We start from the raw sequence: 16,407 nt of genomic DNA on the forward strand, positions 1-16,407 counted from the left end.
AAAACAGAAAGACCTATGATATTCATTCTTATATTTTTTATTGGGGCCTTTGCCGGTTACCTCTACGGGTACAAGATCAAGCCCAACAACCAGTTGCGCAATGCCCTGAAGGAGATCAGGGAGAAAGGCAACCTGCTGCTGGAAGATGCCCGTAAGGGCGTCTATAAGACCATTGTGACTGACCAAAGCGCATCTTCTGAGTTAGTGGTGGAGGTGAAAGAGCTGGCCCTTACCCAGGCCGGACAGGTGAAAGTGGAATACTTGGGCGCTTTTTATAAGAATCCGGCGTTCAGGACCAGAAAAGGCGAGGCCCTGCTGCAGGAAGTGCAGGGGTTGCTGGGGGATTACCTGCCTCAGAACGAGATTGAGTGGTATGACACCTCGGCCCGCCAGGATAACATGAGAGAACTGATCCAAACCCTAGACGAGGTGCAAAAAACGCACTTGGCAAGCTAATAAACCTATGGAGAACCAAGAAATCACCCTGTCTGAAAACAAGGAGCTGGTCCAGCAGAAAGCGCTGGAAATCTCCAAGACCATTGACCCCACCAAACCCGAAAGCCTCAGTGCCTTTGGCGTGGAAACCCAGCGCAAACTGGGTTATTACTCCAATGAGCTCCTCACCAAGGTGAAGGCCAAAGATTCTGGAGACGCCGGGGCGGCCATCAATGAACTGTTGGCGCAGATCAACATGATTAAAATTGACGAGACCGAAAAACCCGGTTTCTTCTCGCGCCTGCCCTTCATGAAAAAGATCACCGACAAGTCTAAAAAGCTGGCCAGCCAATACAACTCCGTTTCTGAGAACGTAGATGACGTGGTGGTAAAGCTGGAGAAAACCCGCCAAAGCGTTTTAAAGGACACTACCGGGCTGGAGGTCATGTTTAAGCAGGTGGTGGAGTACATCCATGAGGTGCGCGCCCTAATTGCCGCCGGAAAGATGAAGATTGAGGAGATAGAAAGCACCATTCTTCCGCAGCTGCAGGCTGAGGTGGAAAGCAGCGGCCAGGATGAGCTGGTGGTGCAGAAACTAGCAGATATGGTGGCGTTCAAAGAGCGACTGGAGAAAAAGGTGCATGATTTCATGTTGTCTCATACCATCGCCACGCAGTCCATGCCACAGATCAGGATGATCCAGACCACCAATGACGTGCTGGCCCAGAAAATCCAGAACTCCATTGTGACCGTGATTCCGGTCTGGCGCCAGCAGGTGGCCATTGCCCTGGGGTTGGAGAAACAGCGCAAGGCCCTGGAGATCCAGAAAAAAGTGACCGACACTACCAACGAGATGCTGATCAAGAATTCCCAGATGCTAAAGACCAACGTGGTAACGGCAGCCCAGGAAAACGAACGCGGCATTGTGGACGTGGACACCCTCAAGAAAGTAAACAAAGACATGGTAGAGACCCTGGATGCCGTGCTCAAGATCTCTGAGGAAGGCAGTCGCAAGCGCGCCGAAGCCGTGAAAGAACTGGCCCTGGTGCAGGAAGAGCTCAACAGCAAGATCATTGGCAGCCTGGGCAGCAGTACTAAGTCTAAACAGATTGAAAGCTAGAAATGGCCCCAGAGCAACCAAATGGTAAATCTATGGAGGACATCCTGACACACGAGCAGGATGCCCTCCTGGATTTATACCTTAGTCACCTGGATACTTATTTTGAGAATCTTAAAACCACTGAGAAAATTCAGGTGGAAATTGAGACGCTCCACCTTAAAAGAATATTGTCTGAATGATAGATTTTCTGCGATCCCTTTTCGGGGGGAAGGATGAGGCCGGCGAACGTATGGTGGTGGGCGCGCCGGTTGATTTCGGGCTGAGGGATGTGGCCTACATCAAAGATTCCAACCTACGCTTAACCCAATTGCAGGACCTGACTGCCAGATACCACGGCACCCCCCATGAGGCCAAGCTGAAGGCAGTTTATGAGAAGACCCGGCAGATCCACGCGTATCTGGTTTCCAGAAAGCGGGTGCATGACCTGGAGATTTTCCACCTGCAGAACACAGACCATTTTGTTTCTGCGTACACGGCTATCATAGACGTGCACCACCGGCCCGCAGATACGGAAAAGGAAATGGCAGAGCTTGCCCTGAAAGGAAAACCGGACAGACCCATCAGGCTTAAGAGATCTGAGAAACTAGCGGCCCTGCCAGACCTGGTCAAGCCAATCCAGACCTCGGTGCAGAAGTATGACTCCGGGGAGGCCAGAGCGGTAGTGCCAAGGCTATATGTGCCCGATATATCCATCAACACCTTTGAGAAGATCACTTATTACACCGAAGACAAAGCCGGTAACCTGGTGCCTAACCAGGTAGGGTTCACCTCTTCCAAAGCAGAGAAAGAAGCTTTCCAGCAGTACATGGCGGCCACCCTAGGCCTGGAAGATGCGTCTTACGTGGGCAATACCCTGGTGACCATTCCCAACAGCAACGGCATCACGCCCACTGGTTTAGTGCCCGTCTTGCATTGGGAGAGTTTCCTATACGCAGTGAATCTAAATGACATGCGCCTTTTCCCGGTGCGCATCTACCGGAAGGGAGTCTAGGGAAAAAGGCTGTGCGAGGATTATCCTCAAACAACCTTTGCCTACATTTCGTGGAAGGCTATTTAGTGGTAGCTCTTTTTCAGAGGATGTATGGATAGGGACTTCTCTGGTGACTTGTCCGTTGGCTGGTGTACCAATAAAACGGCTACTGCAAATACTGCCACCGCCACTACCTGGTGCAGCACGCCTAGCGTCACGGGTATTTGCCAGAGCAAGGTGACCACCCCTAACAGCACCTGCGCCAAAACGCTAGCCAAAAGTAGATTGATGAGGTTCTTAGTGCTGGTAGAAAGGTTTTCCTGCCTTGATTTGTACCAGAACCACGCCACCAACACAAGCACCGCCATGGCTACCCACCGATGCAGAAACTGCATAAGCGGCCCATTCTCCATAAAGTTCTGCCAGGTAAGAATGTCCATTTGGGTCCTAGGGTAAAGCTCCCCGTTCATAAGCGGAAAGGAGTTATAGGAGAAACCGGCTTTTAGACCGGCCACAAAAGCTCCTAGCAGGATCTGCAGGAGAATTGCACCTAGCACCACCTTAGAGAGCGACCGTAGCGGCTTGGAGTTGGGTTGATAGGGGTGGCCTGAAGCCAGAAGATCTGCCACCGTCCAGAGAATGACGCCAATGAGGGCGAGCGCCAGGAACAGGTGGGCCGCAAGGCGGTAATGGCTCACGTGCGGGTTGTCTACCAGGCCACTCTTCACCATGACCCAGCCCATCAGGCCCTGGCCCATGCCTAACATCAGCAAAAGCAGCAGGCGCCGTAGTAACCAGCCTTTCACTTGTTTGGTTGCCAGAAAATAAAGGAAGGGGATAATAAACACCAGCCCAATCACGCGGCCCAGCAGACGGTGCAGGTATTCCCACCAGAAAATCTGTTTGAACCCCGAAAGGGTCATGCTGAAATTGACCTTCTGGAACTCAGGGAATTGCTGGTATTTATGAAAGGCCAGTTGCCATTCTGCTTCGTTGAGCGGCGGGATGGCTCCCGAAATGACTTTCCACTCAACCATAGAAAGCCCGGAACCGGTGAGTCTGGTGATACCTCCAATCACTACCATGGCTACTATCAAGAATGCCCCCGTCAGGAGCCAAAGGATGATCGCTTTATTTTGTCTGTTTCCCATTCCGGTAAGAAAAATAAAGCAAATCTCAGGAAAACGCCCTGGGCAAATGCTGAGGAAAGTCAATGACAGAAATGACGATGGTCACCTTTTATTCTATGAAGCTATTTAGAGTTATCCTTACGTCAATCTTTTAGCCATATTAAAGGCAGGAGCTCCATAAGCGCCTTCCGTTTCAGGGGGGGGGGCCTTAAAACAGCCCTGAAACGGAAACGTTACATAGGGATTTCTCCTACCGGCAGAGACACAACTGGAAAACTCTAAACAGCTTCCGTGAGAAGATAGGCTTATACAAAATGGGTCAGGGTGTCTTTAGCTATTTTAATATGTAAAATAAAACCAGGCTTTCAGGCTTTGGGTATAAAACTTTACTCTTCCTTAGTTTCCAGATGGCGTTGCCAATACTCGTCAATGGGGACACCTGTACTGCTGAGGCCGCTGTGGTGCCATTTGCCGTCTATGATGTCAAAGTCAAAGGTAAGTTGGTTGCCCACCCGGCTGGAGTCCCGGGAGAAGAATTCAATGTGTTCTGTGTACTTGCCGTTCTGGGTGGTGAAGGTGCCGCCCCCGGTACCCGATAACTCCTTCGTCTCCACGTTGTAGGCAATCCACTGGAACCGGCTCCCCGACAAAATCTTGATGGTGCGGCGCACTCGCAAAGGCATTTCCGTAAGCTTACCGTCTGGTCCCATGCGCCCGCTAATGCGCCAGGCTCCATTAAGCGGCGAGACAGGGGAGACCCCGGTGATGCGTTCCCAGGTCTGCACGCTTTTCCGTTTCCCCAGGGTAAATCCGTGCTTCCAGGTGGTGCCTTTAAACTGACTGTTGCCCGTAAAAGTGCTGCCTACCAAGGCGGTGTCCAGGGTATTGAATTCCAGGGTCTCCCTGATTTTGCCGTTACTAAAGGTATAGGTGCCACCGTAGGTTCCTATGAATTTCTTATCTGCGTGGTTAAAATAAGCGACCGTGAAAAAGCCATCTTCGGCAATTCTGATTGCGGTTGCCCCGGCAAGCCTGGCATCTTTGGGGCCGGAGGTATTTACTAATTTCCAGGCGCCTTCCACGCTCTTGGCCTGCAACAGGTCTGTTGCAGTTACCGCCCGGTTCAAAGGGAAAGAGAAACTATCCTGGGGCAAAGAAAATAGGAGAAGAAGAAAGAACATGCTCCAGAATCTGGTGCTTAGCGCCTTGCTTTCAGATAGAAGTACCATAAGAAAAGAAGAAAGTTTATCTACCCTAAAACGAGGAAAGGAAAGAGGAGTTAGCAATTTCACACCTGAAAGGTAGGGTAACTTTTAGCAAATCAGGGATAGCAAAAAGGGCAAAGGCCGGCAACCTAAACCCCGTAAAAGGAGGATTCCTGTTTTGGGCCTGTTTTCTTGAAAACAGGCCCAAAACAGGAATCTGGAAAATGTAGCCTAGAAGCTTTTAAACTCCTTAGTCTCGCTTAAAATAGATGCTGAAGGTGGAGCCCTGGTCTACGGTACTTTCCACTTTTATTCTGGCCCCGGCGTTGTCAATGATTTTCTTAACCATGTACAGGCCAATGCCAGAACCGTCTACGTGGTCATGGAAGCGCTTGAACATGGTAAAGAGTTGGTCCTGGTGCTCTTTGCTCATGCCCAGTCCATTGTCCTTTACCTCCATAACCACATATTCTTCTTCTATGTGGCAGGAGAGGGTTACCACTGGTGGCCGGTTAGGAGACCGGTATTTAATGGCGTTGGAGAGCAGGTTATAGACAATGCTGCGCAGGTTCTTCTTGGAAAAGGAGATGAATGTGTGCGACGGAATATTGATCTCCAGCCGGGCATCAGCCTTCTTGATGATGCGGTCCAGGTCCATGGTCACCTCGCGGGTTACTTCCGCCAGATCCACAGAGGTAGCCTCCGGGCTGTTTTCGTTCTGGAGTTTGGTGATCTCTGTGAGGTTACTGATGGTGCGTTTAAAGCGCTCTACAGCGCCGTCCATCATGCCTATGATCTGCTTCACGCTTTCAGTTTCTACGTTTTCCTCGGGCAGCTCAATCTGGAGTTCACGCAGCAGGGCCTCAATGTTGTGGATGGGGGCTTTGAGGTCATGCGAGGCGGTGTAGACAAAGTTGTCCAGGTCCTCAATTACCCTGAGCAGGTGGCTGTTGGTGTCCTGCAGTTTCTCCTGGGTGTCTTTTAAGTCAGACAAATCAATGAAGGAGCCCAGCACCCGGTGCGGGATCTGGTACTCATTGTGCAGAATATAGGCGCGGTTGTAGAGCGAGGCATAGGAGCCATCGGCGCGGGCCATCTTGAACTCATCTACCCACTGGTCCTGCCCACTGTTAATGGCCTCGTAGATACCCTGTTTTACCCGTTCCCGGTCACTGGGGTGTACCTTTTCAAACCAGGCGTTTATGCCGGAGCCCATCTCGCCGGTGGTGTAGCCCAGAATGGTCTGCAGGGTCTCACTCCACCAAAGTTCATTGGTGATCAGGTTCCAGTCCCAGACCACGTCATTGGTGGCCATTGAGACTAGCCTAAAGCGCTCCTGGCTATCAGTGAGTTCCTTGGTGCGGTCTGCTACGCGGCCTTCCAGTTGGCTGTTAAGTTTAATGAGGTCTTCCTCGGCCTTTTTGAGGTCATCATAGGCCATGTGGATTTTCTCTTCGCTGATCTTCTTCTCGGTGATATCGGCCATGGTAATGGTGAGGCCATTGCCCATTTTGGCGCCCGAAATCTCATACCAGGCCTTATGGCCGTTAATGTCCAGGTGCTGTTCCAGGTGCAAGGGCTCCCCCGTCTCTACCACCTGAATGAATTTCTTGAACAGGCCGCTTTTCTTCAGGAAACCCATTTCCGGTAGAATGCTGGTTTGCAGGAGTTGCGCCTGAGATTTCCCTATCAGCTGCTCGGCCTGCTTGTTGAGCATGGTCCACTTAAAGTCCACAATGACCTGGTCCTCATTGCGCACCGCTTTAAAGGCCATAATGTTGTTAAGGGAGCTGTTCAAAACGCCTTGCACCACGTTGCTCAGGGTCTTAAGCGTGGTAACGTCCACAAAGCTCAGCACCACCCCATCTTTGTTGCCGTTGTGCTTGAGATAGGGGATAATGCGCATCAAATAGTACCTTCCGTCATTGGTTTCCAGCTCCACCTCCACCTCAGACAGGGAGTTGTTCACGTGCTGGATGTCTTCCAGCAGGCGGGAGTACCTGAAATTGTGGGAGAGGTGGTGGATTGGACGGCCTAAGTCAATGTCAATGATATTGATGAGGTCCCGCACCGTGGGCGTGAACTTCCGGATAACCAGGTGATGGTCCAGGAACAGCTGGGCAATGTTGGAGCTGCGGATGTAGTTATCCAGGTCTTCATTAAGCTCCTGCAGTTCCTTTATTTTAAGCTGATGCTCAGAATTGACGGTGTGTAGTTCCTCATTAAGTGACTGCATCTCTTCATTGGAACTCTGCAACTCCTCGTTGGAGGACATGAGTTCCTCATTGGTAGACTGTAGTTCTTCATTAGAAGTGCTAAGGTCCTGCACAGTAAGGTGAAGGTTTTCCTTGGCCTCCTTCAGTTCATGCTCCAGGGCCGAAAGCTGCTGGAAATACTCTGCATCATCTGGAGTAGCCGAGTGGGCCTCCAGGGTTTTAAGCGAGGGGCTTGCCTGCCCAATTTCCTGCAATAGCACCAGCAGTACTTTAGGCAAATCCTTCTCCACAGAGATGGGCTTCACCGAAATCTGGACCCGTACATTCTTTTTATTAAGGCTCATGAGCACCTGCCGGCCTACGGGCCTAAGGTGCTTCAACACCTTTCTTATGTCTACGCTCAGCGTCACGGCCAGTTCCTTGGGCACCATGTGCAGAATATTGAGCTGCAGGCGTTTTTCGGGTAATTTCAGAAACCGGTTATAGTCTCCCAGGCCATGCAACAGCTGGTAGTTCTCATCTATGAAAAGCCCGGTAACTTTAAATTCCTCGGCTGCGGCATCAACAAAGAGGTTGTTGTAGCGCGCCAGTTGCGTATTCTTAAAGGTGGCGCTGTGGGCCTGCGAATAGGAAGAGGTTTGCTGGGTCACACCAAAGTTTTGCCGGATTCCCTTGCTTTCCTTTATTTTCTGGAAGAGTTTCCACTTGCGGTTTTTCTCTTCAAAAAATATTTTAAGGTCCCCAATATGCTCACTAGGCCCTAGCAGCAGATAGCCGTTCATTTTTAAGGCGTACGGAAACACAGACATGACTTTGGCCTGAAGGTCTGGGTTAAAGTAAATGAGCATGTTCCGGCAGGTGATCAGGTCTATGCGGCTGAAAGGCGGGTCTTTCTGCAGGTCATGTTGTGCGAACACCACCAGCCGCCGCACATGGTCTTTAATGGTGTATTTGTTGTGGCTGTGGGTAAAATATTTGGTCAGCCGCTCCGGGGCAATGTCTTTAGAAATAGAGTTGGGGTAAACGCCCTTAGAGGCCACGGTAATGGCTCTTTGGTCCACGTCGGTGGCAAACAGCTTGACCAAGGGTTCACGCCCCAATTTCTCAAAACACTCCAGAAACAGAATGGCCAGAGAGTACACTTCCTCGCCGGTGCTGCAGGCAGTAGCCCACACTTTTATGGTCTCGTCCTCCGTGGTATTACTGATGATCTCCGGGATGGTCTCTTTCTCCAGAATCTCAAACGCCTCTTCATCCCTGAAAAACTTAGTCACCCCAATCAGGAATTCCTGGCAAAGGATCTTGATCTCGGCGGGGTTTTCATGTAGGTAGTTGAGGTAATCTGTGAGGCTGTAGACCTTGAGCAGGTCCATGCGCTTCTGCAGCCGGCGGTAAATGGTGGCCTGCTTGTAGTTCTTGAAATTGGTCTGGGTGTGGGTACAGATCAGCTCCAGAATCTCTTCCAGCACTTTCTCGTCTTGGAGTTCCTCCTCGGTACGTTCCACCAGTTCTTTTACCAGCGGAATCTGGCGGGTGTATTCTATGATCTCATTGGGCATGCGCTCCGGCGGGAACACGTAGTCAACCACGCCGGTCTCAATGGCGCTTTTGGGCATGCCGTCAAACTTAGCCGAAGTAGGCTCCTGCACCATGACCATACCACCCGCGGCCTTGATCTTACGCACCCCCTTGGTGCCGTCTGTGCCGGTACCAGACAGCACAATGCCAATAGCGTAGCGGCCCCGGTCTTTGGCCAGAGATTCAAAAAAGACGTCTATGGCAAAGTTGGGCTCCCTGGTGCGTATCTGGTCTGTAAGGTGAAGACGACCGTTTTTAAGGGTAAGGGTTTTCCCGCTGGGCAGCACGTAAATGCAGTTAGGCTTGGTGCGCATGCCGTCCTCGGCCTCCTGCACCTGCATTTGGGTGTGCTTGGTGAGCAACTCCGCCATTAAGCTTTTATGGTCCGGCGACAGGTGCTGGATAATGACAAAAGCGAAGCTGGAATTGCTGGGGAAATGATCAAACAATCTGTGAATGGCCTCTAAGCCACCGGCAGACGCGCCAATGCCTATAAGGTAATGATCAGTTTTAGGGGGGGCAAACGGCTTATTCTTAGATTGCATGCGGTAAATACGGACATTCTTTAGGGTTAGGCTGAAATCAACCGGACTCCTAGTACCTTTCTTTGATAATTTTTTCTAAAACGGCAGCTCTTAACACCTCAGCGGCCTCCAATTCCTCGGCTAGCCAGGGAAGGGAGGTGTTTTTGACGGTTTGCTGGTACGTGGCGAAGGAATTGCGCGGGTGGTAGGTTTTTCCGTCTGGCTCCATCTGGATGGCATTGTCTGGGTTTCCGCCCCAACTGATGGTCTGCAGTACCTCTGGCCTGAAGCCCAGAATGTACTCTCCCTGCTCAGAGTTGATAGGGATGACCAGTAACCCGCTGGCTACCTCTTTGTAGTCTTTGGCCCGCACATACTGGCCAGGCAGCGTGTCAGTAGCGAATGTTTTCTCTGACTTGCTTCTCTTTAACCAGTAGATAAGTTCCTTGAGCTCCTGTTGGCTGGGTACCTGGCCACAGGTCCAGATGCCTCCTTCAAAGAGAATAGCGGCGCCTGATAGGTTGAAAAGCTCCTGTAACACGCAATCGCCAGATACCAAGGCCTCTGCAAAATTAGCGGTGGTATAGATCTGCTCCAACAGCCTGGCATGTATTCCCCTAAGGTGAGACCTCAGTTCAATGGCAACTTCCCGCTCTTTGGCCGCAATCTGTACAGAGACCACGTTGCAAAGCAATTCCATAGCCGCGCGTACCTCAAAACCTGGGTTTTTAGGGGTTTTGTTGTGGCAACTGATCAGCCCCCAAAGCTTGTCCTCAATAATCAGCGCCACCGACATAGACGCCTGTACCTTTAGGTTGGTGAGGTATTCCAGGTGCACGGGGGCCACGCTGCGAAGGGTGGAATCTGACAGGTCTGTAAAGCGGTTGGTGATGGGGTTTATGACCGGAAGCAGGCGCACCGGCTGGTAATCACGGGCGGGAATTAACCGGTAAGGATTCCTGAAATAAAGGTCTCGGGCTTGTTTGGGCACGTCTGAGGCCGGGAAACGGAGGTCCATGTAGTCATCCATGTCCTCTACCTTGCTCTGGCCCACCACAATCCCATTCCAGTTAGGGTCAAACTGATACGCCAGCACCCGGTCAAAACCGGTAAGCCGTTTTATCTCTTCGGTCACAATCTGGGCAATCTCCTGTGTGCTTCTGGATTGCTTAAAGAGGGAGGTGATATGCTTGATTTCCTGGTATAGGGCCATGAACGAGTCTTTGGCCGTCGGCTGCAGATTCACTTCCAATTCTATGAGCGCATACTCAGGCTTTAGATGCAGCTGGGCAATAAAGGATACCTCTCTGTCGCTTCCTTTTAAGGTCAGGTGAAAGGGGATCTTGTCGCGGTTGCTCTGGTTTTCTATTTTATCCCGTAGGAATTCAAATTGGTCTGCAGGCAGGAAGTGAGAGAGGGGTTGGCCCAGCAGTTCATTCACGGGCAGGCCCATGAAGTTTTCCAGATTCTCGCTGACCTGCACTAACTCAAAGTTTTCCTTGTCCAGGGTAAGTAATAGGCCGTGCGGTTGAATCAGGTTGACCAAGTGCAGCGGAATGCTTCCGCAGAGCGGAGAGTCATAATCCTTTTCAATGCTTACGTCTATAGGGGCTTTTTTGCTTTCCATGGGAGGGAGGGTAGGGCAACCGGCGCGTCAATTTAACTAAGGCTGAAGGATACTATACAGACCAATTGAAATTTTGTTGGCAGCGCCACCTGTAATTTGTTGTCATTTAAAACTTGTATTTGCTACCGGCCACCGTTTAGAAGATAACGGGTAAAATACAGAACAATGTACAAGTTTCTGCTAAATTAAACAAAAAATGACCGTTTTAGAGCACTGGGTGGATGGCTCTCCATTTGCTTACAACCCGTATACTTTACCATTTACAGGCGCTCTTCCGGGGCTGTCTTGCCTCCGGTAAGGGAAAGAAAACGAAGCCTCTACCTATTGAATTTCTACTCTTGGGTAAGGCGTTTTCTGCCATGGCTAAAGGCAATTAATTGTTGGCAAACTTTCCTGCCTGGCGGGTAAAAGCCATTTCCTGTTTTGGGTATGTTTTCCGGAAAACAGGCCCAAAACGGGAAAGCCAAAAAAACACGCTTGGTGCTATTCTGTCAATTACCGGGCGCTCCTACAACAAAGTCTTCCAAAAACCGGTATGCTAAGGCATTACAAACCAAAGGCAATCTGGCATGGACGCACCGTTTAGAATTGAACATGATTTCCTGGGCGAAAAAGAGATCCCCAATACCGTGTACTATGGCGTGCAGACGCTGAGGGCACTAGAAAACTTCAATATCACGGGTATCACCAACGCCTCTGAACCACTCTTTATCCAGGCGTTTGCCTACGTGAAGAAAGCAGCGGCCATGGCCAACCGTGACCTGGGAGTGTTAGACCCTAAACTAGCGGAGGCCATCCTGTTCGCTTGCGATGAATTGATTGCCGGCAAGTACCATGACCAATTTGTGACAGATCTGATTCAGGGCGGGGCCGGAACATCGGTGAACATGAATGCCAATGAGGTGATCGCCAATATTGGGTTGGAATACCTGGGGCACCAGAAAGGCGAGTATGACATTCTGCACCCCAACAATCACGTGAACTTCTCGCAGTCCACCAATGACACCTACCCCACGGCGTTAATGCTGGCCATTCATTTGAAAATGGATGCCTACATCAAGGCCCTGGCAGACCTTCGGAAATCCTTTCTGCGCAAGTCAAAAAAGTTTGACCGGGTCCTGAAGATGGGGCGCACCCAGTTACAGGATGCCGTGCCCATGACGCTGGGCCAGGAGTTCCATGCCTTTGCCACTACCGTAAATGATGACGTGTTGCGCCTGCGTGAGGCCCAGCGCAAGCTCACCGAATGTAACATGGGCGCCACCGCTATTGGCACCAGCATCAACGCCCCTGCCGGCTACCCCGAGCTGTGTACCCGCTACTTAGCGGAAATCACCGGTTTCCCGATGGTGCTGGCCCCGGACCTGGTGGAGGCCACCTCAGACATGGGTACCTACCTGCATGTGTCTGCCATGTTGAAACGGAGCGCTATCAAAATCTCCAAGATCTGCAATGACCTGCGGTTGCTGTCCTCAGGCCCCAGAACCGGTTTGAATGAGATTAAACTTCCGGCCATGCAGCCAGGTTCTTCCATTATGCCCGGTAAGGTGAACCCGGTCATACCTGAGGTGGTGAACCAGACCGCATTTTACGTGATTGGCGCCGACGTGACTATTTCCATGGCCGCCGAGGCCGGGCAGTTGCAGTTGAATGTGATGGAGCCCGTGATTGCCTTCAGTCTGTTTACCTCCCTTAATTACATGACCCGCGCCATCAATACCCTGCGCGTTAAGTGCGTAGACGGCATCACGGCCAATACAGAAATAAGCAAGGAAATGGTGATGCACAGCGTGGGTATTGTTACCGCATTAAACCCCATCTTAGGCTATGAAACCTGCGCCAGCATTGCCAAGGAGGCGCTGGCCACCGGTAAGTCTATTCACCAGATAGTGGTAGTGGAACGGAAGCTGCTGGACCATTTGAAATGGGATGAGATCTATTCTTTTGAGAACATGATCCATCCGGTATTCATCAACAGCTAAAGGCAGGTTTCCGTTCTGGGCCTTTTTTGGCCAAAACGGCTCAGAAACGCCCAGGCCCTGAAGCAGGTAGGAATAAGCCGGTTGCCCCGGAAAATCTATCGGATATATAGTTTTTCTGCTGGGGAGAAGGACTACGGCGTGCAGATCGGTTGCAGGCAATTCTCTGCTAAGCCGGAAACTAAAAGGGGGCTTTTGGGTTTATGAGAGAGCACCCTCACACAGGTTTCTACCGGAAGTAAATGTCAGTACTGGAACATTCCCTCTTTGAAAAGTTACCCCCCTGGAACCAGGCCGAGATTCTGGCGCAAAAGGGCCGGGAGCTTGCGCAGCGCCAGCACCTGGACTGGACCGTTACGCTTTTTTCCTTAAATAACCACCTTGTGGAAGTGTGGGCCAGGAGAGGTCTGGAGATCATCAGTTCTTTTAAGGTTTCCGCCCACCCGGTAGCCATCTATGAACCCTATCTTCCGGCTATAGAGGTGCCAGAAGCCTGAGCAAGGCGCCTATGCTGACGGCTTTGCTCGGTTATCCATTCCTGGGCATCTTCCTGGCTTAAGAAAATGCTGGTTTCCAGCCTGTCACGTAGACCCGGGGTCTCTTTCATGATATCACTGATGCGGTAAATATCCATGGTGTCATAGCTGGCAGGACTTACCACATAGGCAATCGTAAAAGTGTCTTCCCTGGCCAATAGCGGATAAAACTGTTGGGCCAGAAAATTTTGGGAGGAAATATCCAGGTAAAGGATTTTACGGCTGTCTGAAATCAGAAACCGTATCTGTTTGCCGTCCATTAATTTCGGCAACTCCCTTAAAATAGATTTGAACTCATTGCTGTCTGGGTGTTTAAGCCAAACAACACTGAGGTACTGGTTCGCCCCTGATACTTCAATAATGACAATGTCATTCTGCAAGAGCGTGGTAAGCTGAAACATAAAAATTTAAAGAGCTGCGGCTAGGCAGGTGAATGTAAATTTAACCAATATTTTACTTTTCTATAGAGGTAAATAGTTGAGTATGTGCAAAGGTCGCGTGGTTTGGTGGTTAAAAAAAATTTAGAGGCAACTATCTTGTATTTAGCTCTTTAATTGGGTTTAACCAAGATGTAGCTGTGATGGGCTAGTTTGCAGTGCTACACTTTTCTTAAAAAAATTAGGCGGGCTCCTATACAAAAGGAGCCCGCCTCATTTAAGCTGCTTGTAAAGATGTTACTTGATAGTAGCCGCCAGGGTAATGGCATCTGACACCAGACCGGTGCTGCGGTCATAGTGGCCATAGCGCAGTTCCAGGGTGTTCAGTTTACTTATGTGAAATATGCCGTTAGCGGAATTGAACCTGACGTTCACCCCAAACAGATTGCTGGAAAAATCAGAAAGGTCATAGTCACTGGTGTAGAACTCATTCTGGGCCGTGTGCTCGCGGTAAGGCGCAAAATAATCGGCGGCGGTTTGGGTATAGTACCGGTAAAAGGGACTGATGGACAGGAACGGCGTGAGCTTGTAGGGTACCTCCAGTTCTGCGGTATGGGCAGAGATTCCCCAGTCATCAATGTAAAACCGGTAAAAGGACCTGAGCAAGATGCGGTCAGTGGCGAAGAAGTTGAACCTGGCCCCAATCGGGATTTTGGTTCTGCTGTCTGGCAGCTTCTCCACGTGCACCGAGTTATCCTGGAAATACACCCTTTGGTAAGGCGTAGCCAACTGGCCCGTTTGGTGCGCCAGATCCAGGATGAACGACGCCTGCATGCGCTGGTTAATAACCTGCGAGAAGGTGAAGGTGCCGTTATAGGAGTTGCGTGGGTTAGTACCGCCGGCATCTGGGTTGGAAATGGGCCCACTTGGGGTTTCCAGGGTACGCAGTTCAATGGGGTAAATCATGCTCCAGTTATCCAGAAAGGCGCTCAGGGCTAGCCCAAACTCCTGGTTTCTGTCCTGGGAGAATTTGGTGAAATTGAAGTTTACACCTTTAGAGAAGTAATCATACTCCGTTGACACCGAAACCCCGGCCCCCACGGCATAGTTTTTGGCATCATCCTGCATGGTCCAGTTAAGGGACGGATAAATGCGGTTGTCTGCCGCCGAGGCGGAAGAAATAGTGGTGGGGTCAATTAAGTCTGACGAGGCCGAGGAATAGTGGTCAAACCCAAGTTCAAACCGGAAGGAGTGCAGCCGGTTACGAAAATCGCCTTTGGTCATGGTAATGTCAAAGGTGGTGGCCACGTCGGTGAGTTCCTCGGTGCCAATGCCGCCGGTCACCGCAGAATTGTTTCCGTCCTGAGTATAGTAACTGGTGACAAAGTTTATTTCCTGGGTCTTAAGTTTCCTGCTCCTGAAGGCAGCACTGTCGGGCGGGGGAGGGGTGGTCTGCGCAAAGGAGCTGAGGATGGAAAGGAAAAAGAGAGAGGCGTGCAGGTAGATTTTTCTCATAGTCTGATTGTTTAGTTGCAGCCGCAGCCGCCCCCGATCTTGCCGCCGTTAGCCCCTGAAGCACCTTCGCGGTACAGCAGGAAGTTCATTTCCGTTTTTTGCACCTTCCGGGCTGCCAGGCCCATCTCAGCGTCATTGAGGTACATTTTGTTATACTCCTTCACTGACTGGCACGAAAAAAGGCTCCCTACCGCTAAAAGCAGGAGCCCTGAAATTGCCCTTTTTCTGAGAATCATTTGTTTAAACGTATGTTGTTAGAATAATGTACACGGTTATGATCATCTACCAAAATGCAGGCTATGCCTCTCATCTGGTTAATGAGAGAAAGACCCACTTTCACACCCATGACCATGACGGGGGTGGCCATGGCATCGGCTAGTTCTGCATTTGGGCAAATAATAGTCACACTCTTTATTCCTGTAACGGGCAATCCGGTTTTTGGATTAATGGTGTGGCTATATTTTTTGCCATCAATGACCACATACTTCTCATAGTTGCCTGAGGTGGCCACGGCCATATCTGAGATGTTTAATTGGGAGAAGGGGGTTTGCTTGGCATTGGGGTCGGCGATGCCGATGGTCCAGGGTTGGCCGTTGGGTTGGGTACCCCAGGCGCTTAAGTCGCCGGCGGCATTCACTATCCCACTCCTGACCCCTAACTGCTGCAAAATTCCTTTGGCCCGCTCTGCGGCATAGCCTTTGCCAATGCCGCCAAAACCTATGCGCATGCCTTGGTGTTTCAGATACACGCTTTTCTCTTTAGGGTCTAGCAGCACGTTCTTGTAATTGACCAACCGTACCGAGGCTTTCGCTACTTCAACAGAAGGCAAAGCTGTCATGTGCGGGTCAAAATTCCAAAGGCTTTTGTCTACGCCACCGTAGGTGATGTCAAACGCACCTTGGGTAAGATCTGAGATGCGGAGCGACCTGGCGATAAGGTCATAGACTTCGGGGGAGGGGACGACCGGGGCAATGCCGGCCTGGGCGTTGATGTGATTGGTCTCGCTGGTGTCTGCGAAGGTGGTGAGGAGGGCCTCAATGCGTTGTATCTCGGCAATGGCAGCGTCCAGAGCCGTGTTGGCTTCGGCCTCAGAGGCGCATTGCACGGTCAATTCAAAACGATTGCCCATCAGTTTCTGAACCCGCCTGTATAAGCGGTTGGTCAGCTCCTGATGGGCAATGTCTGGTGTCACGTA

Annotated in this window: 14 protein-coding genes; 6 read left to right on the top strand and 8 right to left on the bottom strand. The window is 50.8% G+C overall.

What is annotated here, in order from left to right; genetic code table 11:
* The first annotated feature begins 15 nt into the window (after positions 1-15).
* Genes TH63_RS05395 through TH63_RS05405 form a run of 4 tightly spaced genes read left to right on the top strand, consistent with a single transcriptional unit; the run spans position 16 to position 2,546 of the window.
* Entirely contained in the window at positions 16-456 is a 441-nt protein-coding gene (locus TH63_RS05395) for a hypothetical protein (protein WP_048920048.1), read from the top strand.
* 7 nt (positions 457-463) lie between these two features.
* Positions 464-1,555, top strand: coding sequence for a toxic anion resistance protein (locus tag TH63_RS05400; RefSeq protein WP_048920049.1), 1,092 nt, complete (start codon positions 464-466; stop codon positions 1,553-1,555).
* A gap of 32 nt (positions 1,556-1,587) precedes the next feature.
* Positions 1,588-1,734, top strand: coding sequence for a hypothetical protein (locus TH63_RS20480; RefSeq protein WP_197088700.1), 147 nt, complete (start codon positions 1,588-1,590; stop codon positions 1,732-1,734).
* Positions 1,731-2,546, top strand: coding sequence for a hypothetical protein (locus TH63_RS05405; protein WP_048920050.1), 816 nt, complete (start codon positions 1,731-1,733; stop codon positions 2,544-2,546). Before TH63_RS20480 ends, TH63_RS05405 begins: the two co-directional genes overlap by 4 nt.
* A gap of 62 nt (positions 2,547-2,608) precedes the next feature.
* Here TH63_RS05405 and TH63_RS05410 read toward each other — a convergent pair whose 3' ends face one another.
* The 4 genes from TH63_RS05410 to TH63_RS05425 form a co-directional block, all read right to left on the bottom strand.
* Complete coding sequence (locus tag TH63_RS05410; protein ID WP_048920051.1) at positions 2,609-3,676, bottom strand: COX15/CtaA family protein; 1,068 nt, start codon at positions 3,674-3,676, stop codon at positions 2,609-2,611.
* A 365-nt stretch (positions 3,677-4,041) separates the two neighbouring features.
* Positions 4,042-4,884: a hypothetical protein gene (locus TH63_RS20485; RefSeq protein ID WP_082161564.1), complete on the bottom strand. Its 843-nt coding sequence runs from the start codon at positions 4,882-4,884 to the stop codon at positions 4,042-4,044.
* Positions 4,885-5,110: 226 nt separating this feature from the next.
* Entirely contained in the window at positions 5,111-9,199 is a 4,089-nt protein-coding gene (locus TH63_RS05420) for a chemotaxis protein CheB (protein ID WP_048920052.1), read from the bottom strand.
* A gap of 49 nt (positions 9,200-9,248) precedes the next feature.
* Entirely contained in the window at positions 9,249-10,805 is a 1,557-nt protein-coding gene (locus tag TH63_RS05425; protein ID WP_048920053.1) for a GAF domain-containing protein, read from the bottom strand.
* A 569-nt stretch (positions 10,806-11,374) separates the two neighbouring features.
* Between TH63_RS05425 and aspA the strand changes: the two genes are divergently transcribed.
* A complete protein-coding gene (gene aspA, locus TH63_RS05430; RefSeq protein WP_048920054.1) occupies positions 11,375-12,787 on the top strand; it encodes an aspartate ammonia-lyase in 1,413 nt (470 codons plus the stop codon).
* 239 nt (positions 12,788-13,026) lie between these two features.
* On the top strand, positions 13,027-13,281 hold the full coding sequence (locus tag TH63_RS05435) for a hypothetical protein (protein WP_048920055.1): 255 nt from the start codon (positions 13,027-13,029) through the stop codon (positions 13,279-13,281).
* On the opposite strand, the gene TH63_RS05440 is transcribed toward TH63_RS05435, so the two are convergent.
* From TH63_RS05440 to TH63_RS05455, 4 genes are all read right to left on the bottom strand, one after another.
* Positions 13,248-13,721, bottom strand: a complete 474-nt coding sequence (locus TH63_RS05440) for a hypothetical protein (protein WP_048920056.1) — start codon at positions 13,719-13,721, stop codon at positions 13,248-13,250. The genes TH63_RS05435 and TH63_RS05440 overlap by 34 nt on opposite strands.
* A gap of 273 nt (positions 13,722-13,994) precedes the next feature.
* Entirely contained in the window at positions 13,995-15,212 is a 1,218-nt protein-coding gene (locus TH63_RS05445; protein WP_053093739.1) for a DUF3570 domain-containing protein, read from the bottom strand.
* An 11-nt stretch (positions 15,213-15,223) separates the two neighbouring features.
* On the bottom strand, positions 15,224-15,448 hold the full coding sequence (locus TH63_RS05450) for a DUF4266 domain-containing protein (protein WP_048920057.1): 225 nt from the start codon (positions 15,446-15,448) through the stop codon (positions 15,224-15,226).
* Entirely contained in the window at positions 15,445-16,404 is a 960-nt protein-coding gene (locus TH63_RS05455; RefSeq protein WP_449415949.1) for an FAD:protein FMN transferase, read from the bottom strand. Before TH63_RS05455 ends, TH63_RS05450 begins: the two co-directional genes overlap by 4 nt.
* Positions 16,405-16,407 lie beyond the last annotated feature (3 nt).

Source organism: Rufibacter radiotolerans (assembly GCF_001078055.1).
Lineage (GTDB): Bacteria > Bacteroidota > Bacteroidia > Cytophagales > Hymenobacteraceae > Nibribacter > Nibribacter radiotolerans.